The sequence below is a fragment of the Pseudomonas sp. CCI1.1 genome (genome assembly GCF_034348165.1).
GTDB lineage: Bacteria > Pseudomonadota > Gammaproteobacteria > Pseudomonadales > Pseudomonadaceae > Aquipseudomonas > Aquipseudomonas paracarnis.
The window spans coordinates 3,410,421-3,430,020 of record NZ_CP133780.1 but is presented as its reverse complement, the minus strand read 5'-3'; the positions used below and the strand labels follow the sequence as shown (position 1 = coordinate 3,430,020).

The window sequence follows — 19,600 nt, the reverse complement described above, 5'->3', positions numbered from 1 at the left end:
CCCGCACTGAATGTCCGGTGCTGTTCAATATTTGAGCATTGGAGCGGTCGAGGAGCAGATGGAAGGCTCAATGCGACCCCAGGTTCCGGCAGCCTTTCAACTATCCGCACCAAATGGAATTGGTCTGTAACAAGGCCTTTAGCCACGAAATCGAATAAGAACTCACTGCAGGTCCGTGAAACGTACAGTCATGACGTGTCGGGCAGGCTCTTATTCAATCGAAGAGAAATGCCAACCCTTGGCAGGGTGAAGTGTTGGCGATCAAAACCCAACTGCATTGCGCAAGCTGCTTTAGAGGTCGTGAGATGAGTAAAAACAGGTACCCCCGATTACTAGGCTTTTTGCCGCTGCTTGGCATGATGTTAATGCTGGGAGGCTGCAAGTGGACCTTGCTCGACCCAAAAGGACAGGTCGGTCTGGATGAACGAAACCTGATCATCACCGCTACCCTGCTGATGCTGCTGGTTGTGGTGCCTGTGATCGTGATGACCTTCGCCTTCGCCTGGAAATACCGCGCGTCCAACACCAGCGCTACCTACGCGCCGAAGTGGTCGCACTCCACCAAGATCGAGATCGCGGTGTGGCTGGTTCCGATCCTCATCATCATCGCCCTGGGTTACATCACCTATAAGTCGACCCACGCGCTGGACCCGTACCGTCCGCTGGAGTCCGACGTCAAGCCTGTGAACATCCAAGTGGTCGCGCTGGATTGGAAGTGGCTGTTCATCTACCCGGACCTGGGTATCGCCACTGTCAACGAGATCCGCTTCCCGGAGCACACCCCGCTTAATTTCCGGATCACCTCCGACGCCGTGATGAACTCGTTCTTCATCCCAGCACTGGGTGGCCAGATCTACGCGATGGCAGGCATGCAGACCCGCCTGCACCTGATCGCCAACCAGAAAGCTGAAATGGAAGGCATCTCCGCCAACTACAGCGGCGCTGGCTTCACCGGCATGAAATTCAAAGCGATCTCGACAAGCCAGGAAGATTTCGACGCCTGGGTAGCTGCAGTCAAGGCCGCACCTAAACAGCTTGATCAAGCTGAATACGACGCTCTGACCAAACCGAGCCAGAACAACCCTGTCGCCTTGTACTCCGCGTATGAGCCGGACCTGTTTCAGAAAATCGTCGACAAGTACGAAGGTATGAAGCCAGGCAAGCCGGTCAAGCACGAGAAGAAAGAAGTGGCCGTGGTTGAAGGTTCTGATACGGGCGCGCATTCAACTGCTGGGGCAGAGGAGTAAACGATGTTTGGTAAATTAAGTTGGGACGCGGTCCCATTCCACGAGCCGATCGTAATGGTGACTATCGCCATGATCGCGCTGGGTGGTTTGGCGCTGGTTGCGGGTATCACCTATTTCAAGAAGTGGTCCTACTTGTGGACCGAGTGGTTGACCTCGGTCGACCACAAGAAAATCGGCGTCATGTACGTCATCGTTGCCATGGTCATGCTGCTGCGTGGTTTTGCCGACGCCATCATGATGCGTACCCAGTTGGCCATGGCCACCGAGGGTTCGCCTGGCTACCTGCCACCTGAACACTATGACCAGATCTTCACCGCTCACGGTGTGATCATGATCATCTTCATGGCGATGCCATTCTTCACCGGCTTGATGAACCTTGCCTTGCCGCTGCAGATTGGTGCGCGTGACGTTGCCTACCCGTTCCTGAACTCCCTGAGCTTCTGGCTGCTGGTTTCCGGCGTGGTGCTGATCAACGTTTCCCTGGGCGTCGGCGAATTCGCCAAGACCGGCTGGGTTGCGTATCCGCCATTGTCGGGCTTGCAATACAGTCCGGGCGTGGGTGTGGACTACTACATCTGGGCGCTACAGTTATCAGGGCTCGGGACGACATTGACGGGGGTCAACTTCCTGGCCACCGTCCTGAAAATGCGCGCCCCTGGCATGAAACTGATGGACATGCCGATCTTCACCTGGACCTGCACCTGGGCAAACGTGCTGATCGTGGCTTCGTTCCCGATCCTGGCCGCTACCATGGCGCTGCTGTCGCTTGACCGTTACCTGGATTTCCACATTTTCACCAATGAACTTGGTGGCAATCCAATGATGTACGTGAACCTGTTCTGGGCATGGGGTCACCCTGAGGTGTACATCCTGATCCTGCCGGCGTTCGGTATCTTCTCCGAAGTGATCTCGACCTTTACCGGCAAGCGCCTGTTCGGTCACCACTCGATGGTCTACGCCTCGGGCGCAATCTCCGTACTGGGCTTCATGGTATGGCTGCACCACTTCTTCACCATGGGTTCGGGGGCCAGCGTCAACGCCTTCTTCGGCCTGGCGACGATGCTGATTTCCATCCCGACGGGGGTGAAGCTATTCAACTGGCTGTTCACCATCTACCACGGTCGTCTGCGCATGACCAGCCAGGTTCTGTGGACCCTGGGCTTCATGGTGACCTTCGCTATCGGCGGCATGACCGGCGTACTGCTGGCCATCCCGGGTGCTGACTTCGTGCTGCACAACAGCCTGTTCGTGATCGCTCACTTCCACAACGTGATCATCGGTGGTGCGGTATTCGGCTACATCGCTGGTTTCAGCTTCTACTTCCCGAAAGCGTTCGGCTTCAAGCTGCACGAAGGTTGGGGCAAGGCTGCGTTCTGGTTCTGGATCTCGGGCTTCTTCGTCGCGTTCATGCCGCTCTATGCACTGGGCTTCATGGGCATGACCCGTCGTCTGAACGCCACCACCAACCCTGAGTGGGTACCGTACCTGTACGTTGCCATGTTCGGTGCGGTGATGATCGCTGTGGGCATCGCCTGCCAGCTGATCCAGCTGTATGTCAGCGTGCGTGATCGCAAGAAGAACATGTGCGAGTCCGGCGATCCATGGAACGGCCATACCCTGGAATGGTCGACCTCGTCGCCACCACCGTTCTACAACTTCGCTGTGATCCCGACTGCGAACACCATTGATGCGTTCACCGAAGCCAAGGAAGACGGTACTGCGTACCAGAAGCCCAAGCACTACGAGCCGATCCACATGCCAAACAACACCGCCACCGGCGTGGTGATGGGTGCGCTGTTGACCGTGTTCGGTTTCGCGATGATCTGGCACATCTGGTGGCTGGCAATCGCGAGCCTGGTGGGCACTATCGGTTACTTCATCATTCACGCTGCCCGTGATGATCAAGGCTACATGGTGCCGGTCGAAACGATCGAACGCATCGAAGCCGAGCAGCACGCTCGCCTGGTAGCCGAGAAGAAGATCCCGGCCAACCGTGTAGAAACCTCGTTGGAACAGGCTTAAACCATGTCGAACTTAGTGACCAATGCTGGACACGCCCATGTCGATGACCATGGGCACGATGACCACCACCACGACTCGGGGCCAATAACCGTCTACGGTTTCTGGCTCTACCTGATGACCGACTGCATCTTGTTTGCGTCGATCTTCGCGGTGTACGCGGTACTGGTAAACAACGTAGCGGGTGGCCCGTCGGGCCACGACATCTTCGAACTGCCTTACGTGCTCGGCGAAACCGCCTTGCTGTTGTTCAGTTCGATCACCTACGGCTTCGCCATGTTGGCCTTCTACAAGGGCAACAAGAAGGGCGTACTGAGCTGGCTGGGCCTGACCTTCCTGTTCGGCCTGGGCTTTATCGGCATGGAGATCAACGAGTTCCACCTGCTGATCTCCGAAGGCTACGGCCCGCACCGTTCCGGTTTCCTGTCGGCGTTCTTCACGCTGGTCGGCACCCACGGTCTGCACGTATCCGCTGGCCTGCTGTGGATGGCAGTGATGATGTATCAGGTCAATAAGCACGGCCTGACCAATACCAACAAGACCCGCCTGAGCTGCCTGAGCCTGTTCTGGCACTTCCTGGACGTGGTCTGGATCTGCGTATTCACCGTCGTTTACTTGATGGGGACTCTGTAATGGCTAATGCACACTCCCATGACAGCCACGATTCAAGCCACGGCAGCGTAAAGTCTTACGCCATCGGCTTCATCCTGTCGGTCATCCTGACCCTGATCCCGTTCGGCCTGGTGATGTACCCAACCTTGCCGAAGTCGATCACCTTGATGATCGTCCTGGCGTTCGCGGTGATTCAGGTTCTGGTTCACCTGGTGTACTTCCTGCACCTGGACCGCTCCAAAGAGCAGCGCGAGAACGTGATCGCGTTTGTGTTCGCAGGCCTGGTGATCGTTCTGCTGGTTGGTCTGTCGCTGTGGATCATGTTCAGCATCCACACCTACATGATGGCGAAGTGAGGTAAGACCCGATGTCGCTTAAGCACTTTATCCAAATCACCAAACCGGGGATCATTTTCGGTAACGTGCTTTCTGTGGCGGGCGGTTTCTTCCTGGCCTCCAAGGGACATGTCGATCTGGCCATCTTCCTGGCTGCAATGATCGGTACGTCCCTGGTGGTTGCTTCCGGTTGCGTATTCAACAACTGCATCGACCGTGACATCGACATCAAGATGGAGCGCACCAAGAATCGCGTGCTGGTCCAGGGCCTCATCTCCCTGAAGCTGGCACTGATCTATGCGACCGTCCTGGGTGTTGCCGGTGTGGCCCTGTTGTACAAGGTGGCCAACCCGTTGGCGGCGCTGTTTGCCGTGATCGGTTTTGTCATCTACGTCGGCCTCTACAGCCTGTACCTCAAGCGCAAGTCGGTTCACGGCACGCTGGTGGGCAGTCTGTCGGGGGCGATGCCGCCGGTGATTGGTTATGTGGCTGTGACCAATAGCTTCGACATGGCCGCGCTGGTGCTGCTGGTGATGTTCAGCCTGTGGCAGATGCCGCACTCCTACGCCATCGCGATTTTCCGCTTCAATGACTACCTGGCTGCGTCGATTCCGGTATTGCCGGTCAAGCGTGGCATCCAGGTGGCCAAGAAACATATTCTGCTCTACATCCTGGCCTTCCTCGTGGCGACCTTGATGTTGACCTTCAGTGGCTACGCCGGCATGAGCTACCTCGCCGTCGCCGCCGCCATGGGCATGTACTGGTTGTACATGGCCTGGACCGGCTACAAGGCGGTGGATGACACCGTCTGGGCGCGCAAGCTGTTCGTGTTCTCGATTTTCACCATCACCGCGCTCAGCGTGATGATGTCCCTGGATTTCCAAGTGCCGAAAGAGCTGTTGCTGACCTACGCCCACTGAGTGGTCTTGCAGTAAAAAAGCCCCGCCTTCGAAAGTCGTGCGGGGTTTTTTATTGAGCGCTGCGCTAAACCGGATACGCTGCGTTATCGTTGACGTTTTTCGCGAGCGAGCGCACTCCTACATCCCAATTCTACAAATGCAGGAAGCAATGCAATGAGTAAAAAAGCCGTGATGGTCTTCAGTGGCGGGCAGGATTCGACCACCTGTCTGATCCAGGCCCTGCCGCTGTATGACGAAGTGCACTGCATTACCTTTGATTACGGCCAGCGCCATGTGGCAGAAATCGAAGTGGCCCAGAAGCTGGCCAAGCAGTTGGGGGCCACTGTGCACAAAGTGATGGATGTGTCCCTGCTCAATGAGCTGGCGATCAGCAGCCTGACGCGCGACAACATCCCGGTACCGACCGTGAACAGCTCGGGTGAAAGCCTGCCGAGTACCTTTGTGCCGGGGCGCAACATCCTGTTCCTGACCCTGGCTGCGATCTACGCCTATCAAGTGAAGGCCGAGACCGTCATCACCGGTGTGTGCGAAACCGACTTCTCAGGCTACCCCGATTGCCGGGATGAGTTTGTCAAAGCACTCAACCAGGCCCTCAAGCTGGGCATGGAATACGACGTGCGCCTCGACACCCCGTTGATGTGGCTGAACAAGGCCGAAACCTGGGCCCTGGCCGACTATCACGGGCAACTGGAGCTGGTGCGCGAGCAGACGCTGACTTGCTACAACGGCATCATCGGTACCGGCTGTGGCGAGTGTGACGCGTGCAATCTGCGCGCTCGGGGCTTGAATGACTACCTGCAGAACAAGACAACTGTCATGCAGAGCCTCAAGCACAAGTTGCAGCTGAAATAACCCTTGTAGGAGCGAGCTTGCTCGCGAAGAACGTCAACGATAACGCAGCGCATCGGGTTGAACGCGGCCCGCTCGGGTTCTTCGCGAGCAAGCTCGCTCTTACAGGATTATTGATAGCGCTTGAACAATGAACGTGCCCCGTAGGCAGGCAGGATGTTGAAGAACGCAAAGCCGACTTTGATCGCGATCTGTACATAGATCATGCTGAGTATGTCGCTGGTCTGCATCGCCCCGTAGAAGGCGATAAAGCAGAACAGGAAGCTGTCGATAATCACTGCAAAGAACGTACTGAGGAATATCCGCAGGTATAGGTACCTGGAGTTGGTCAGCTCCTTGATCTTGCACAGCAAATAGGAATTTATATTCTCCGACACCAGGAACGACACCGAAGAGGCCACCAGCACCGACGACACTTGCAGGATCACGTCGGTATAAGGCCCATCCAGCTTCCAGCCCGGTAGCCCCGGCAGGAACGTGGAGCCATACAGCAGGATGATGATCATCGCGTTGCTGGCAAACGCAAACAGAATGGCTCGCCTGGCCAGGCGCAAGCCAAAATTCTCGTTGAGCAAGTCCACGATCAAGAAGGTCAGTGGGTACAGGAACGTGCCCGGCGTGACGATGATGCCCAACGACTCCAGGTAAATCGGTTTGGTCGCGGCAATGCTGGTGAAGATATAGAAGGTGAACAGCAGCAAGTTCAGGATGATGTAAATCATCCAGGAGTTTTCATTGCGGTCGTTTATATCGTAGGCGGTCAGTGTCCCGCCTTGGGAGTAGAATTTTTTGTACAGATTCTTGATTTCCATCTTGTTGAAGTTGTCCATCATTTCACTGCTGAGCACTTCACTCAGCTTGATCTTGAGGACCTTGCCCGTGGCGATCACCATGATCACCGCCAGGCGTTTGTCGTTTTCAAAGCCCAGTAACTTGTATTTGCTGTTTTCCACGGCGCCCTCAGACGTTGTCATTGAAGCGCTCCTCAAGGATGTCGCCGATGACACACAAACGCTCTGAGTTCCCGCAGGGTTCGAGGGTGATGAACAGCTTCTTGGTGGCGCGGTCGTACACCAGCTTTTCTTTATCGTCGCTCGACGAGCCTTTCTGCACGATCAGCAAGTCCCCCGGTTCATTGAGGCCCGGAATCCCGTGCTCCAGGCGCACGCCGATCAAGTTGCAGGCGCTGCCGAAGTAGTACGTCAGCGGATGAAGCGTGGCCAGTTCACCGATGCGCTTGCCCAGGTTCTGCATGAGCAGGCTTTCCTTGAGCACAGGCACTGCCGCCGGGTTCTTGTTACCCAGTGGGGAAACATTGCTCTCGATGACTTCCTTGGCCTCAAAACTGATGGTCTCGATTTCTTCGTAGGAGACGCCGAAGAAGTCCGAGATTTTGCGAATGGTCGACTGCTGTACGTTAACGACCTTGCCTTCCAGGATGTTGTAGATGGTGGTCCTGGTCAGGCCGGCGGCACTGCTTAACGAAAGCTGGGTTTCGCCACGACTCTTGATCAAGTACTTGATGTTGCTCTTCAAGTGCTCGGTTTTTTCCCGTCTGTGTATCAAGTGCTCACCACTTCCATTTAGTCATCAGTCCATGCCGGCAGAACCCGTTCTTGAAGGTTCGCGGCAGTGAAAGTGTTGCATGCGCCCGCTATAACAATAAAGTGCTGAGTGCAGGGATACGCCTTGGTGGTAAATCAGGCAACGGCTTTCTCGTCATAGTCTTCTATACGGCCTGCGCGAATCCCTCGCGCCTCTACAAGGAGTAGTCACCATGGTGCGTGTCAGTCGTCGATCCCTTCTCGCGCTGGGCGCGGCCCTGCCTGTGATGGGGCAGCTCAAATGGGCCCTCGCCAGCCCAGCGCCGACAAAATCTGACCAGGTGCTGCTCAATTACAACGAAAGCCCCTACGGCCCTTCAGACGCGGCTCGCCAGGCAATGCAGCGCGCGATTGCAGCGTCCGGACGTTACCCTTACCCCGATATGTACGCATTGGCCGCGCTGTTCGCCCAACAACAGGGTATAGCCGAAGACAACGTCGGGGTGTTTGCCGGCTCGATGGCTGCCTTGCGTTACGCAGTGCTGGCGTTTGCCAGCCAGACCCGCGGCCTGGTGATGGCCACGCCGTCCTACGAAGTCCCGCGCCAGGCGGCCGAGTCGATCAAGGCGCCGGTGCATGAAGTGAACCTGGATGCCCAGCATGCCCATGATGTGCCCGCCATGCTCGCGGCTGACCCACAGGCCGGCATGTTGTACCTGTGTAACCCCAACAACCCGACCGGCACCCTGACCTCGACCGATGCCATCCGGCGGGCCCTGGCGCACAAACCCAAGGGCAGCGTGCTGGTGGTGGACGAGGCTTATATCGAATTCTGCGATACCCCCAGTTGCGTGAGTTGGGTCAACGACCACGACGACCTGCTGGTGCTGCGCACCTTCTCCAAGATCTACGGTATGGCCGGTGCGCGCCTGGGCCTGGCGATCGGCCACCCGGCGTTGCTGGAGCGGTTGGCGGTGTTTGGCGGCGACAACGTCCCGGCCGGCGCCAGCTTGCTGGCCGCCCGTGCCAGCCTGGAAGACGCGCAACTGGTGGGCCAACGCAAAGCGCTCAATGCCAGGTTGCGCGATGAAACAATCGCGTGGCTCAAGGGCCGGGGCTTTAGCTGCACCGTCTCCCACAGCAACTGCTTCATGATCGACGTGAAGCGGCCGGCAGAGCAGGTGATTGAGCAGTTGGCGGCGCAGAATGTGTTGGTTGGGCGGGTATGGAAGGACTGGCCGCATTGGGTGCGGGTGACGGTGGGCAACTCGCGGGAGATGGAGCGTTTTCGCGAGGCCTTTGCGACGCAGGTGGTCTGATCAGGCGGCGCTATAGCTGCTCACGGTCGGTTCGCCATCGGAAGCACTGGACAAGGCCGTCAGGCGTGTTTCATTCTTTCCCCTGTTTAGAGAAATTTCCTACGGAGTGGGTCGGCTCTGATCAGAAGCTTCCGGATTGAAGCACTTCCGTCAGATCGCTAGCTTCACCCCGTTGTCACTCATCAGGGATGATATTCATGCGAAGCGATGGTCAAGCCAATAACAACACGCTCATTCAGCCCGCTGATGTGCGTCAATTGCTCGATGCCGAGCTGAGTCGACGTGGCCTCGGGCATTTCGAGGTTTATCAATGCGGGCCGACGCTGGACGAAGCGGAAATCATCACCAATTACCCCGATGCGCTGGACCGCGGTGACGCGGCGGATGATTTTTACCAACGCGGTCATTTGTTGTCCTTGTCCAAGCGCCGCATAAAACCGTTTTTCTGGAGCGATGAAAACATCCTGGCCCCTGCGGCAGAAGCGGTGCCGGTGCCGGGGCCGTGTGCGCCTGTGGGCGAGGGCGCCAGTTTTATTGTGCATGGCAACCAGGGTTTTTATTCCATTCTCAACCTGTGCAGTTTCGGAGAGCATCAACAGTTTCGCGAAAGAGTGCTGGCCAACAAAAGCGAACTGCAGATGCTGCTGGTCTCGGTTTACGACGAGGCGCTGGAAAGTGGTGCAACCTCGCTTGCCCCTGTTGTACGGGAAACCGTGCTGACGCCTCGCGAAACAGAGGTATTGTCCTGGACCAGCCTGGGCAAGACCTATAACGAAATAGCGCTCTTGGTCTCCATGAGCCCGCGTACGGTAAAGTTTCATATGAAGAATATCTTCAGCAAGTTGAATGTCACCAACGGCAAGTCCGCAATCCGTAAAGCCTTGCAACTGGGCTACATCCGCGAACAGGCCTGATTGGCAGGCCCCCCTCGTAAAAATACCGCGCTCGCCGATGATTTTTCATCGGCGAGCGCGCGCGTGCGCGCGTGATTTGGCGCTACCTGTCTAAAAGGGCAGCTTGTTCACTGTTAAGCGGTGCTTTAGTTTTTTTGCAGCCGATGAGTCTAGCTCAGGCAAAAAAAACAATAGGCGCAGCACTCAAAAAATCATCTTCGCCCTGCGCGGATCGAGTGCTGCAGCGCGCCGCTTAATTATGGAGTGATTATGCTGGTCGATAAAAACAAAGAACCTGCTAGCGAATACGCTGCCGGTATTTCCCGGGAAACATTCGGGATGCTTAAACACTTGTGTAAAAAAGATAACTATCACTGGGCCATCGCACTGGGTAAGGACTATGCAATTATTGCGTTTGCCATTTACCTGTCGTTGGGCGTCAGCTATTGGTTCTACCCGGTTTCGCTGTTTCTAATCGGCACCACCCAACGTGCTTTGACTAACGTACTACATGAGTCAACCCACAAGGTGTTGGCAAAAAACCGTGCGATCAACTGGTTTGCCGGTACGTTTCTTTCTGGGTATCTGGTCTTCCACTTGTACCAGTCCTACAGCACTTCGCACATCAAAAACCACCACGTGCACTTGGGGCATCCAGAAAAAGACCCTGACTACAATTTCCATCTCAAGTGCGGCCTGTATGACCTTCAACAAAGCGAGCGCGAGTTCTTCTTGAAGAACGTCGTGATGGCGCTATCCGGCTACAGAACCCTTCAGTACATCAAGTATGTGGTCAAGGACCGTGTCCAGGGGCAAGACCCGCGCATCCGCAAGGAACGCATGATGATGTGGGCTTATTGGGCGGTAATTTTTGCTGTGGTCGCCTGGTTTGGGGTGGTCGCTGAATGGGTGTTGTTCTGGCTGGTGCCGCTGTTTACCACCGCCGTGGCCGTAGGCTGGATCATCGAGTTGGCCGAGCATTATCCGATGCCGGCGGTTGAGACCGACAAGTTGTTGCTGACCCGCAACCGTAAAGGCAATGTTTTGGAGAACTTCTTTTTCGGTCGCCACGACGACAATTACCACCTCGTGCACCACCTACATCCGTCCATTCCCCACTGGAATATGCGCAAGGCTCATAAGCTGCTGATGACTCACCCTGAGTACGCGCGCTGGGACAACCTGTGGGCCGGAATCTTTACCCGTGATCGGCAGAGCCGCCACAAGGAAACGTTGCTCAGTTACGCGTCCAAGTTCCGCGCTCACAAGATTGCCAACCACACCGACGATTCGAGTTTCGCACGTCGTATGCTCAACCAGTCCTACGGGGTTTAATGCCATGAACACGACCGACAACAGCCTGCTGGCAACCCTGGCCCTGAAGAAACTGGCGGCGAACAAAACCTATCGCGATTTGTTCCTGCAGAGCGAGACGCTGCGCGATTTCCTGCGGCCCGCCGCTCTTCGTTACATCATCTCCGAAGATCGCCTGGAGATGCTTGATAAGCTTGGGGCCCTGCTGGAGAAAGGCTATCGCACCGGTGTCGAGTTCGTTGGCGAGGAAGCGACGACATTAGCCGAGGTCACCGCGGCTACCGATGAGTACCTGAAACTCATCGACTTGATTGCACAGCATCCCAAGCTTGAAGAACCCCCGCAGTTGGGGTTCGACCTGTCCAACGTCGGCACCATCATTTCCCGCGAACTGGCGATTGAGAACTGCTCGAAGATCCTCACCCATGCAGCCGATAAGGATATCGGTGTGATCATCAGTATGGAGCGTTCTCAATGGACGGATTCGATCCTCGATATCTTCCTGCAACTGAGCGGGCGCTTTCCCAACGTGGGTATCACCTTGCAGGCGCAATTGAATCGAACCCCGGATGACCTCGGGGCGGTCCTGGAAACTGGCTGCAAAGTACGCTTGGTCAAAGGCGTCTATGCTGAGCCTGCCGCGATTGCTTTACCGCGTGGCAATGCGCTCAACGAGCGTTACCTGGGGTTGCTGGACCGAATCAATGGCGGCCGTGGCCCGTTCGCTTTCGCGACCCAGGACCCACAGCTGGTTGAAGAAATCCTCACCAGCCGCATCGCCGACCGAGGCGAGCTGGAGATGCTTCACGGTGTGCGCCCTGAATTGATTCAGAAGGTGAAAAACCAGGGTCAGGTCAAGGCCCGCGTGTCGGCGGTGTATGGCATCAATTGGTACCTGCACCTGTTGCACCGTGTGGCTGAGTTTCCGCAGAACATTTTCCTGGCGCTGGATGACGTGGCTTCGCCACGGGCCTCTGAAACCGCCACTCATTACTGAAAAAGGACATTCTTATGAAGCAGTACGTCGCATTGGTGGATGTCTACTCGAGCGGTAATTTCCTGCCGCAATATTTTCGGGATGCGGGCTTCAGCCTGATCCATGTACAGAGTACCCCAGAGTTGATGCCGAGCATGCTCGGGCCGAATCTGTCGGAGTTCGAACACAATTTGGCGTTCAACGACAACGCTGAAGAGATCGTGCAACGCCTGCGCGAATTCAACGTAGTCGCCGTCATTGCTGGCCAGGAGCCAGGCGTGCCATTTGCCGACTACTTGAGCGAACAACTGCAGTTGTCCACTTCCAACGGCAGCGCGGGGTCACGTGCGCGCCGCGACAAGTTTGAGATGATCAATAAAGTCGCGGCCGCGGGCCTGTTGACCGCCCGCCAGATCAAATCCTCGGACCCCCAGCAACTGCTGGCTTGGGTAGAGGCCGGCCATGTGTTTCCGTGCGTGATCAAACCGCTGAGCTCGGCTTCGACAGACGGCGTCTCGATCTGCCACAACGTCGAGGACGTCAAGCGCGCCTGTGAGGAAGTCATATCCAACCTGGATATCTTCGGCCTGGCCAACACCGAAATTCTTTGCCAGTCCTACCTCAAGGGCCCGGAGTATATCGTCGATACCGTCAGCCGTGATGGGCAGGCCTACGTCTGTGGGATCTGGCGTTATGTGAAGCGTGAAATCAGTGGCGGCAAGAACATCTATGACCGTGACGTTCTGATTGCGCCGGACAGTGCCGAGGCCAACGTACTGGTCGATTACATCGTGCAGGCGCTCAAGGCGTTGGGTATCAATAACGGCCCAGCCCATTCGGAAGTGATCCTCACTGAAGCCGGCCCTGCGCTGGTAGAAGTCGGTGCTCGCTTGAACGGCAACATGGAGCCCCGATTCCACGACATCAGCCTGGGCGGCAACCAGGCGCAGCTCACCTATCTGGCGTACTGCGATGGTGAGGCGTTCAAGGCAAACTATGCCGGCAAGCGCTATCAAAAGCTCAAGGAAGCCTGTGTCATCAACACCGATACCACGCTGCAAGGTGAGGTCACTGGCTTCAACGACTCAGCTATCCAACTGATCGAGGCGCTGCCCTCGGTGCATAAGCTGAGCGTCAAATACAAGGCCGGCAAGTTGATGAAAAAGACCGTGGACCTGCTCAGCAGCCCTCTGCGGGTGTTTCTGGTATCGGAGAGCCAGCGCAGTATCGACGAGGATTACGAGCAGATTCGCCAGAACAAAGACCACGTCTATGTGATCCGCTGATGATGGGCACCTATCGCGCTTTACGTGGGCTCAATGCCCGCTTGCAGTTGCTGTTCCTGATCACCTTGGTGTTCCGCATGGGCACCATGGCGTTCCCTTTCTATGCGGCGTACCTGATTCATCAGCACGCCGTATCGGCGGGCACCGCAGGTTTGCTGGTGGGCGTGTATGGCGCGGGTGCGTTGTTTGTGGACTTGATCATCGGCGGGGTGATCAAGCGTTTTTCTGCCAATCGGGTGATCCTCGGTTCGTTACTGCTCAATGCGGTGCTGCTGCTGATCATTCCGTCGGTGGATAACACCGTGGTGTTGTTTGTGCTGTCGTTTCTATGGGGAGGCTGCTACGAAGCATTCACCCCCGCCACGTTCTCCGAAACAGTGGCTCACAGCAGTAGCGAATCGCGCAAAGTGGCGTTCTCCTGCAACCGCCTGGCGATCAACATCGGCATGGCAATCGGGCCGCTCTTGGGCAGCCTGATTTTCCTGAGTAACGCCGATGCGGTGTTCTACCTCAACGCGGCGTTGTCCCTTGTCGCCTTTATCGCCTGCCTGTGGTTTGGGCGTACGGTGCCGGTGACACAAGGGGCTGGCGTTGCCAGTAAAGGCAATGGGCTGCCGGAAAGCGCAATGCACGAGCGTTCGCGCTTGCTGGTGATTCTGCTGGCAGCGTTGCCGGTGCACATCGCCTATGCGCTGCCGCCAACGTTTCTGTCGGCCTACATCATCAACTACACCGAGTTGCCGGCCTACTACGTCGGCATCATCTTTTTTATCAATGCACTGCTGGTGATTCTATTCGAAGTACCGATTAACCAACGCATGTCGCACCTGTCGAGCAGTCGCTCACTGGTGGCGGGTTTCCTGATGGCCGGCGTAGGGTTTTTCCTGATGGGCTTCAGCCATATCGGTGCATTGTTGCTGGCCGCCACCGTGCTCTGGAGCCTGGGGGAGATGGTTGTGTTCCCCGGTATCACCCACTACGTCAGCAGTATCTCCAGCCGTCACACCGTTGACCGCAACCTCGGCTATTACTCGGCGGGGGTGAATATCGGCGTGATGATCACACCGCCGCTGGCGTTCATGCTGATGTCACAGCCATCCCTGCCTTCGCCGTGGCTGCTGGCGGGTACGGTATTGCTGTTGTTCGCAGTGGCAGTGGGCGTGATGAAAGGATCGGCTGTTTTGTGGAACAAGGAAGCATGAAATGAATAGGGTGCATTTGAACACCGCCGGTGCGGGCCTGATGTCGTCGGCCACGCTCAATGCTATACAGCGTTTTACCTCCATTGAAGCGCAGATAGGCAGCTATGAAGCCGAGCTTGCCTATGAAGAGTTGCTCAACGTCGACTTGTACCGAGTGATGGCCGGTCTGTTGAATGCTCAGCCTTCACAGATTGGTTTTTTCAGCAGTGCCACCGAAGCCTGGACCAGCATCCTCGGCAAACTGCAATTTCCCCGGGGTAAGCGGGTCTGGGTGTCAACTTCTGAGTACGCGGCCAACCTGATCTTTTTCAACTACCTCAAGTTATCGAGTGACATTCGCGTCGAAGTGATCCCCACCACGGCCACCAGCCCGCTGGATCTGGAGTGGGTGCGGCGTCATTTGGACGATGATGTGTTCCTGGTCAGTGTGTCGCACCTGCCTTCGTGCTGTGGGGTGATCAATCCGGTGGAAGCGCTGGGCGCGTTGCTCAAGGACGCGAATGCGTTGTATGTGGTGGATGCCTGCCAGTCGTTGGGGCAGTTACCGCTGGATGTGCGGGATATCCATTGTGATTTGTTGACAGGTGCGGGCCGCAAGTTTCTCTGCGGGCCCCGTGGCAGTGGGGTTGCTTACGTGTCGCCACGCTTGCTTGGCCAATTGCAGCTCAATTTTGCCGACTTGCACGCCGCCAGCACCGATGGCCAGGTCAACCGGCTGGACGTGGCCAGTGCGCGGGTGCTGGAAATTGCTGAAAAAAGCCTCTCGGCTCAGGTGGGCATGCATACGGCGCTGCAGGAGTATGTGCAGGTCGGCGGCGGGCAGGTGATTACAGAGCCCTATGCGCTGCTGGCGAAGGAATTGCGGCGCCTGCCGCAGTTGACGCTAATGTGCGACCAGTTCGAGCAGACTGGAATTGTCTCGTTTGTGCCGCACAACCTGCCGGCCAAGGCATTTGTCGGCCAAGCCCGCGAGCTGGGGCTCAACTTGTGGGCAGGCACCACCGCTCACACTCCGTTGTTGCTTAAGGACCTGGGCGTCACACACTTTGTGCGTGCCTCGGTGGGCCGGCATATCACTCTCGCCCAGGTCGAGCAGGCTCTTTTGACCCTGCGAAGTTTGTAGTGTTGGGCACTTACTGGGCGGCGATGGCGTAGCCGTCAAAGGCGCTTTGCTGTTGCAGCGCGGTCACGATGCTCTTGCGCGTGACCGGCTGCTCGGCGCCGCTGTTGTCGATGAAGGTTTCGCTCGCAAGCTCCGCCTCGCTGCCTTCGCCTACAAAGGTGAAGCCCAGGAACTCCAGTGCTTCGCGGTCCACATTGAGCTTGGAGCGCGGCGTGCGCAGCGGCAGGGTGACGCTGATGCCATCTTTGCTGATCACAAACACTTCGGTGTCTTTCTTGGCGCGTGCAGCTTTGCCCTTGCCGGCGCTCGGGTTGCTGATGGCCTGGTGCGACTGGTTAAGCACCTTCAGGGCCAGGCCATAGACCAGTTCCTGGAACTCGGGATCGTCCTTGAAGCTGGACAGGATGCGGCTGATCGAGAACTGACTGCTCAGGTGTTCCAGGGCGGCGTTGTCTGCGGCTTCGGCGTCTTTCAATTGCTTGAGCTGGCCCATCAGCTCATAGGCTTTGTCATCATCGAAGGCATCGTGGGCCTGGCGGATGGCAACGCGCAGCTCGCGGATCTGGTCGCTTTCCTTGGAGGTGTGAAACGCGTCCAGCACCATCTCGCTGATGATCTTGGCGGCTGGCACATGCTGTGAAAGATTGATGGCGTTTTCGTATTCGGCTTTGGCGTGCAGGGCGACTACGGATTCTTCGGCGGATTTTTCGGTGTAGGAATCAGACATTAAAATTTCACTGCGTAGTATGCGGAGAGACAAAAAACGTCGGGCATTTTCAGCGGGTGGGGGGATCAGGTCAAGGTGGCTGGGGCGTCAGAATAATTTCAGTAGTGGTAGCGGCACATCAATATTTGTACTTCATCATCCTCGATGCCATAAACCAAACGATGCTCCGCGGTGATTCGTCGAGACCAGAAACCACTCAGGTTATGTTTGAGGGGTTCAGGCTTCCCCACGCCGCCGAACGGGTCTCTTTGTATGGCCTTGATCAAGAGATTGATGCGCTTGAGCCCGGCTTTGTCGTTCTGTTGAAACCAGAGGTAGTCGTCCCAGCCTTCAGGGGTAAAGAGTATTTTCATTCTTCAATCAACCGCCTTGGCTTGGCTTTGCCTGCTCGTAAGCTGTTGACTGAGTTAATGAGACGTTCGGCATTTTTAGGCGAGCGCAGCAGGTAAGCCGTCTCTTCCAGAGCATTGAACTCTGATAACGAGATCATCACCACGGGCTCGCCTTTTTGTCGAGTCAGTAGAAGTGGGACGTGATCATCGTTGACGCGGTCCATCGTTTCGGACAGATGGGCTCGGGCGTTGGTGTAGTTGATAGTTTCCATGGGGACTCCTTGTTGGGTGGGTTTAACGTACAGAAATACGTACATATCCACAACGGGAATCTTATCAACGGTCATCCACCTCGCCCGGACTTCACGAACAAGCTCAACGACTGAGTGGAGCAGCGTCAAACCTGTTGATACATGTTACTCGTCCAGTTCTTCGAGGCACGCTTGGAGAATATCCAGACCTTCCTCCAACACCTCAGGCTCAATGGTCAGCGGGGCCAGCAAGCGCACGATGTGCCGCGACTTGCCGCTGGGCATCAGCAACAAGCCAGCCTCTCGCGCCAGCTCCAGCAGTTGCGCCAGTTGCTTGGGGGCGGGTGTGCCGTCGGCATGGGCCAGTTCAATGCCCCGCATCGCGCCGACACCGGTGAGGCGGCCCAGGTAGGGCGACAGTTGCTGTGCGCGCCAGGCTTCATAGCGGCCCACAATCGCGGCCGCCTGCGCGACGCCCCAGGCGTGCAGGTTTGTGTCGCTCATCACCTCAAGGGTCGCCAGCGCCGCCCCACAGGCGATGGGATTACCCGAGTAGGTACCGCCCAGGCCGCCTTTGGGCAGGTTGTCCATCAGCGCCTTGCGCCCGACCACCGCCCCCAGCGGCATGCCGCCGGCGATGCTTTTGCCGAGCAGCAGCAGGTCCGGCTCGATGCCCAGGCGCGAGAAGGCGAAACGCTGGCCGGTGCGACCAAAACCCGACTGGATTTCATCAATGATCAGCAGGATGTTGTGCTGGTCGCAGAAGCGCCGCAGCGCCTGGGCGAACTCAGTGTCCAGGGCGAGAAAACCGCCTTCGCCCTGTACCGGCTCGATGATGAAGCAGGCCACATCGGTTACGTCGATCTCCACGCTGAACAGACGCTCCATGGCCTTCAGCGCTTCGGCGCAGGACACGCCGTTATCGGTACTGGGGTAGGGCAGGTGATACACAGGGCCGGGCAGTACACCGACCTTCTGCTTGTAGGGCGCGACCTTGCCGTTGAGGTTGAGGGTCGCCAGGGTGCGCCCGTGGAAGGCGCCGTCAAAGGCGATCACCGCCGTGCGCCCGGTGGCACCACGGGCGATCTTCAGGGCGTTTTCCGCCGCCTCGGCACCGCTATTGGTGAGCATGCCGCTGACGGGGTAGCTCACCGGGATAAAGGCGCAGAGGCGTTGCATCAAATCGATGTAGGGCGTATGCGGTGCGGCGTTGAACGCGTAATGGGTTAGCCGGGTGGCTTGCTCGCAAATGGCCGCCACCACGGCCGGGTGGCAATGGCCCAGGTTGAGTACGCCGATACCGCCGACAAAGTCGATGTAACGCTTGCCCGCCGTGTCCCAGACTTCGGCGTTTTTACCGTGGCTCAGGCTGATGGGGTGAACGATGGAAATCGACTGGCTGATGCTAGCGTGGCTCATGACTCGGGGACTCGGCAGTGGTGGGCGCAGCGCTATCTAAGCCGCGCGCCTGGCCTTGCCGCAAACGAAATAAAGTTGCCGGGTCATTCCACCTTGGAAGGAGCTGCGGCCTATTCCGACACCCCATCCTTGCCCGCCGCCTTGGATCGGTACAAGGCTTGATCGGCCCGCGCCATCAGCGCCGCCGGCGATTCCCCCATGCGCCGCTCTACTACGCCCAGGCTCAGGGTAACGTTCAACGCGCCCAAGGGGGCCGCCGCCTTGATTTTATGGCGAATCCTTTCGGCCAACTCTTTGGCCGTGTCCAGGCTGCTTTTGGGCAGCACCACCATAAACTCGTCGCCGCCCCAACGCGCCAGCAAGTCGCTTTTACGTACGCAGGCTTCCAGGTGTTCCACTACCCGTATCAGCGTCTGGTCGCCGACGCCGTGGCCGTATTGGTCATTGATCGGCTTGAAGTCATCGACATCCATGGCCACCAGTGCCAAGGGCAGGCGGAAGCGCTCGGCGCGGTCGCATTCCTCCAGCAGCACCTTTTCCAGGCGGTACCGATTGGCGATGCGCGTCAGGGCGTCCCGCTCGGCCAAAGAGCGGTTTTCGTCCAGTTGCAATTGCAGTTGCTGGTTGACGCGCGACAACTCGAGGGTGCGCTCCGCGACCAGCGCTTCCAGAGACTGGTTGCGCTTTTGCAACTGTTCGATGGAGCATTTGCGCGTATGGATATCGCGGTGTGCGCCGACCATGCGCGCCACGGAACCGTCGGGGTTGCGGGCAATGACGTAGCCGCGGTCCTCGATCCAGAGGTACGTACCGTCTTCTTTTCGGCAACGGTATTCGGCCCGGTAATGAGCGGCGCGTTGGCTGATGTAGTCATCGAACACCGCCATCACGCGAGGGTAATCCTCGGGGTGGATCACGTTCTCCCAGGTGAAGACGCTGTTTTCCAGGGAGTGGTGGGAGTAGCCAAGCATTTCGTACCAGCCGGGATTGCGGTAGACGAAGCCGGTATTGGCGTTCCAGTCCCAGATGCCATCACTGACCAGTTCCATGATGGCGTGCAACAGGTCGACGTTAAGGTCGGACACTTCATTGCGTAGCGGTTCTTTGCCGGATGTATCGTCCATCTGCGCGCTTCCTGCGGAGGGCTGGCGCCCAAGGCCAGTCATGGTTGACGCCGATACTCCGTGGCTGGCGCTACTGTACATCGGCGCTTGCGCGCTTTGAATAGGGCA

Annotated in this window: 20 protein-coding genes; 13 read left to right on the top strand and 7 right to left on the bottom strand. The window is 57.3% G+C overall.

Annotated elements, in window-relative coordinates:
- Positions 1-305: 305 nt before the first annotated feature.
- From cyoA to queC, 6 genes are all read left to right on the top strand, one after another.
- Entirely contained in the window at positions 306-1,247 is a 942-nt protein-coding gene (gene cyoA / locus RHM69_RS15430) for a ubiquinol oxidase subunit II (RefSeq protein WP_003194054.1), read from the top strand.
- Between the two features lie 3 nt (positions 1,248-1,250).
- Complete coding sequence (gene cyoB / locus RHM69_RS15425; RefSeq protein WP_005791254.1) at positions 1,251-3,269, top strand: cytochrome o ubiquinol oxidase subunit I; 2,019 nt, start codon at positions 1,251-1,253, stop codon at positions 3,267-3,269.
- Positions 3,270-3,272: 3 nt separating this feature from the next.
- A complete protein-coding gene (locus tag RHM69_RS15420; protein ID WP_003194052.1) occupies positions 3,273-3,899 on the top strand; it encodes a cytochrome o ubiquinol oxidase subunit III in 627 nt (208 codons plus the stop codon).
- The gene (gene cyoD / locus RHM69_RS15415) at positions 3,899-4,234 is read left to right on the top strand and encodes a cytochrome o ubiquinol oxidase subunit IV (protein WP_003194051.1); all 336 of its coding nucleotides are present in this window, start codon (positions 3,899-3,901) and stop codon (positions 4,232-4,234) included. Before RHM69_RS15420 ends, cyoD begins: the two co-directional genes overlap by 1 nt.
- Before the next feature lie 11 nt (positions 4,235-4,245).
- Positions 4,246-5,133, top strand: a complete 888-nt coding sequence (gene cyoE / locus RHM69_RS15410) for a heme o synthase (RefSeq protein WP_014719864.1) — start codon at positions 4,246-4,248, stop codon at positions 5,131-5,133.
- A gap of 153 nt (positions 5,134-5,286) precedes the next feature.
- The gene (queC, locus tag RHM69_RS15405; protein WP_014719863.1) at positions 5,287-5,985 is read left to right on the top strand and encodes a 7-cyano-7-deazaguanine synthase QueC; all 699 of its coding nucleotides are present in this window, start codon (positions 5,287-5,289) and stop codon (positions 5,983-5,985) included.
- Between the two features lie 107 nt (positions 5,986-6,092).
- Here queC and RHM69_RS15400 read toward each other — a convergent pair whose 3' ends face one another.
- Together RHM69_RS15400 and RHM69_RS15395 are read right to left on the bottom strand one after the other, a co-directional pair.
- Positions 6,093-6,956 (bottom strand): queuosine precursor transporter, encoded by an 864-nt coding sequence (locus tag RHM69_RS15400; RefSeq protein ID WP_014719862.1) that lies wholly within the window; start codon positions 6,954-6,956, stop codon positions 6,093-6,095.
- The gene (locus tag RHM69_RS15395) at positions 6,943-7,548 is read right to left on the bottom strand and encodes a helix-turn-helix transcriptional regulator (RefSeq protein ID WP_003194047.1); all 606 of its coding nucleotides are present in this window, start codon (positions 7,546-7,548) and stop codon (positions 6,943-6,945) included. Before RHM69_RS15395 ends, RHM69_RS15400 begins: the two co-directional genes overlap by 14 nt.
- A 211-nt stretch (positions 7,549-7,759) precedes the next feature.
- Between RHM69_RS15395 and RHM69_RS15390 the strand changes: the two genes are divergently transcribed.
- The 7 genes from RHM69_RS15390 to RHM69_RS15360 all read left to right on the top strand — a co-directional run bounded on the left by RHM69_RS15390 (position 7,760) and on the right by RHM69_RS15360 (position 15,639).
- Entirely contained in the window at positions 7,760-8,845 is a 1,086-nt protein-coding gene (locus RHM69_RS15390; protein ID WP_014719861.1) for a pyridoxal phosphate-dependent aminotransferase, read from the top strand.
- Positions 8,846-9,042: 197 nt separating this feature from the next.
- Entirely contained in the window at positions 9,043-9,759 is a 717-nt protein-coding gene (locus tag RHM69_RS15385) for a helix-turn-helix transcriptional regulator (RefSeq protein ID WP_020302014.1), read from the top strand.
- 249 nt (positions 9,760-10,008) lie between these two features.
- Positions 10,009-11,073, top strand: coding sequence for a fatty acid desaturase family protein (locus RHM69_RS15380; protein WP_020302013.1), 1,065 nt, complete (start codon positions 10,009-10,011; stop codon positions 11,071-11,073).
- 4 nt (positions 11,074-11,077) lie between these two features.
- Positions 11,078-12,049, top strand: coding sequence for a proline dehydrogenase family protein (locus RHM69_RS15375; protein WP_020302012.1), 972 nt, complete (start codon positions 11,078-11,080; stop codon positions 12,047-12,049).
- A gap of 14 nt (positions 12,050-12,063) precedes the next feature.
- Positions 12,064-13,314: an ATP-grasp domain-containing protein gene (locus tag RHM69_RS15370; protein WP_014719857.1), complete on the top strand. Its 1,251-nt coding sequence runs from the start codon at positions 12,064-12,066 to the stop codon at positions 13,312-13,314.
- Positions 13,314-14,516 carry an MFS transporter gene (locus RHM69_RS15365; protein ID WP_019817486.1) on the top strand — a complete coding sequence of 401 codons (1,203 nt, stop codon included), beginning with the start codon at positions 13,314-13,316 and terminating at the stop codon, positions 14,514-14,516. Before RHM69_RS15370 ends, RHM69_RS15365 begins: the two co-directional genes overlap by 1 nt.
- A gap of 1 nt (position 14,517) precedes the next feature.
- Positions 14,518-15,639: an aminotransferase class V-fold PLP-dependent enzyme gene (locus tag RHM69_RS15360; protein WP_200600141.1), complete on the top strand. Its 1,122-nt coding sequence runs from the start codon at positions 14,518-14,520 to the stop codon at positions 15,637-15,639.
- A gap of 10 nt (positions 15,640-15,649) precedes the next feature.
- On the opposite strand, the gene RHM69_RS15355 is transcribed toward RHM69_RS15360, so the two are convergent.
- The 5 genes from RHM69_RS15355 to RHM69_RS15335 all read right to left on the bottom strand — a co-directional run bounded on the left by RHM69_RS15355 (position 15,650) and on the right by RHM69_RS15335 (position 19,492).
- Complete coding sequence (locus RHM69_RS15355; RefSeq protein ID WP_020302011.1) at positions 15,650-16,366, bottom strand: hypothetical protein; 717 nt, start codon at positions 16,364-16,366, stop codon at positions 15,650-15,652.
- A gap of 98 nt (positions 16,367-16,464) precedes the next feature.
- Positions 16,465-16,719, bottom strand: a complete 255-nt coding sequence (locus RHM69_RS15350) for a Txe/YoeB family addiction module toxin (RefSeq protein ID WP_014719853.1) — start codon at positions 16,717-16,719, stop codon at positions 16,465-16,467.
- Positions 16,716-16,970 carry a type II toxin-antitoxin system Phd/YefM family antitoxin gene (locus RHM69_RS15345; RefSeq protein ID WP_003194039.1) on the bottom strand — a complete coding sequence of 85 codons (255 nt, stop codon included), beginning with the start codon at positions 16,968-16,970 and terminating at the stop codon, positions 16,716-16,718. The genes RHM69_RS15350 and RHM69_RS15345 overlap by 4 nt, the downstream gene beginning before the upstream one ends.
- A 144-nt stretch (positions 16,971-17,114) precedes the next feature.
- Positions 17,115-18,368: an aspartate aminotransferase family protein gene (locus RHM69_RS15340; protein WP_019817487.1), complete on the bottom strand. Its 1,254-nt coding sequence runs from the start codon at positions 18,366-18,368 to the stop codon at positions 17,115-17,117.
- A 110-nt stretch (positions 18,369-18,478) separates the two neighbouring features.
- Positions 18,479-19,492, bottom strand: coding sequence for a sensor domain-containing diguanylate cyclase (locus tag RHM69_RS15335; RefSeq protein ID WP_019817488.1), 1,014 nt, complete (start codon positions 19,490-19,492; stop codon positions 18,479-18,481).
- Positions 19,493-19,600 lie beyond the last annotated feature (108 nt).

What these genes read in the sequence shown, in the direction of transcription:
- cyoA (WP_003194054.1), top strand. Translation starts at nt 306, where the DNA reads ATGAGTAAAAACAGGTACCCCCGATTACTAGGCTTTTTGCCGCTGCTT.
- cyoB (WP_005791254.1), top strand. Translation starts at nt 1,251, where the DNA reads ATGTTTGGTAAATTAAGTTGGGACGCGGTCCCATTCCACGAGCCGATC.
- RHM69_RS15420 (WP_003194052.1), top strand. Translation starts at nt 3,273, where the DNA reads ATGTCGAACTTAGTGACCAATGCTGGACACGCCCATGTCGATGACCAT.
- cyoD (WP_003194051.1), top strand. Translation starts at nt 3,899, where the DNA reads ATGGCTAATGCACACTCCCATGACAGCCACGATTCAAGCCACGGCAGC.
- cyoE (WP_014719864.1), top strand. Translation starts at nt 4,246, where the DNA reads ATGTCGCTTAAGCACTTTATCCAAATCACCAAACCGGGGATCATTTTC.
- queC (WP_014719863.1), top strand. Translation starts at nt 5,287, where the DNA reads ATGAGTAAAAAAGCCGTGATGGTCTTCAGTGGCGGGCAGGATTCGACC.
- RHM69_RS15400 (WP_014719862.1), bottom strand. Translation starts at nt 6,956, where the DNA reads ATGACAACGTCTGAGGGCGCCGTGGAAAACAGCAAATACAAGTTACTG.
- RHM69_RS15390 (WP_014719861.1), top strand. Translation starts at nt 7,760, where the DNA reads ATGGTGCGTGTCAGTCGTCGATCCCTTCTCGCGCTGGGCGCGGCCCTG.
- RHM69_RS15385 (WP_020302014.1), top strand. Translation starts at nt 9,043, where the DNA reads ATGCGAAGCGATGGTCAAGCCAATAACAACACGCTCATTCAGCCCGCT.
- RHM69_RS15380 (WP_020302013.1), top strand. Translation starts at nt 10,009, where the DNA reads ATGCTGGTCGATAAAAACAAAGAACCTGCTAGCGAATACGCTGCCGGT.
- RHM69_RS15375 (WP_020302012.1), top strand. Translation starts at nt 11,078, where the DNA reads ATGAACACGACCGACAACAGCCTGCTGGCAACCCTGGCCCTGAAGAAA.
- RHM69_RS15370 (WP_014719857.1), top strand. Translation starts at nt 12,064, where the DNA reads ATGAAGCAGTACGTCGCATTGGTGGATGTCTACTCGAGCGGTAATTTC.
- RHM69_RS15365 (WP_019817486.1), top strand. Translation starts at nt 13,314, where the DNA reads ATGATGGGCACCTATCGCGCTTTACGTGGGCTCAATGCCCGCTTGCAG.
- RHM69_RS15360 (WP_200600141.1), top strand. Translation starts at nt 14,518, where the DNA reads ATGAATAGGGTGCATTTGAACACCGCCGGTGCGGGCCTGATGTCGTCG.
- RHM69_RS15355 (WP_020302011.1), bottom strand. Translation starts at nt 16,366, where the DNA reads ATGTCTGATTCCTACACCGAAAAATCCGCCGAAGAATCCGTAGTCGCC.
- RHM69_RS15350 (WP_014719853.1), bottom strand. Translation starts at nt 16,719, where the DNA reads ATGAAAATACTCTTTACCCCTGAAGGCTGGGACGACTACCTCTGGTTT.
- RHM69_RS15345 (WP_003194039.1), bottom strand. Translation starts at nt 16,970, where the DNA reads ATGGAAACTATCAACTACACCAACGCCCGAGCCCATCTGTCCGAAACG.
- RHM69_RS15340 (WP_019817487.1), bottom strand. Translation starts at nt 18,368, where the DNA reads ATGAGCCACGCTAGCATCAGCCAGTCGATTTCCATCGTTCACCCCATC.
- RHM69_RS15335 (WP_019817488.1), bottom strand. Translation starts at nt 19,492, where the DNA reads ATGGACGATACATCCGGCAAAGAACCGCTACGCAATGAAGTGTCCGAC.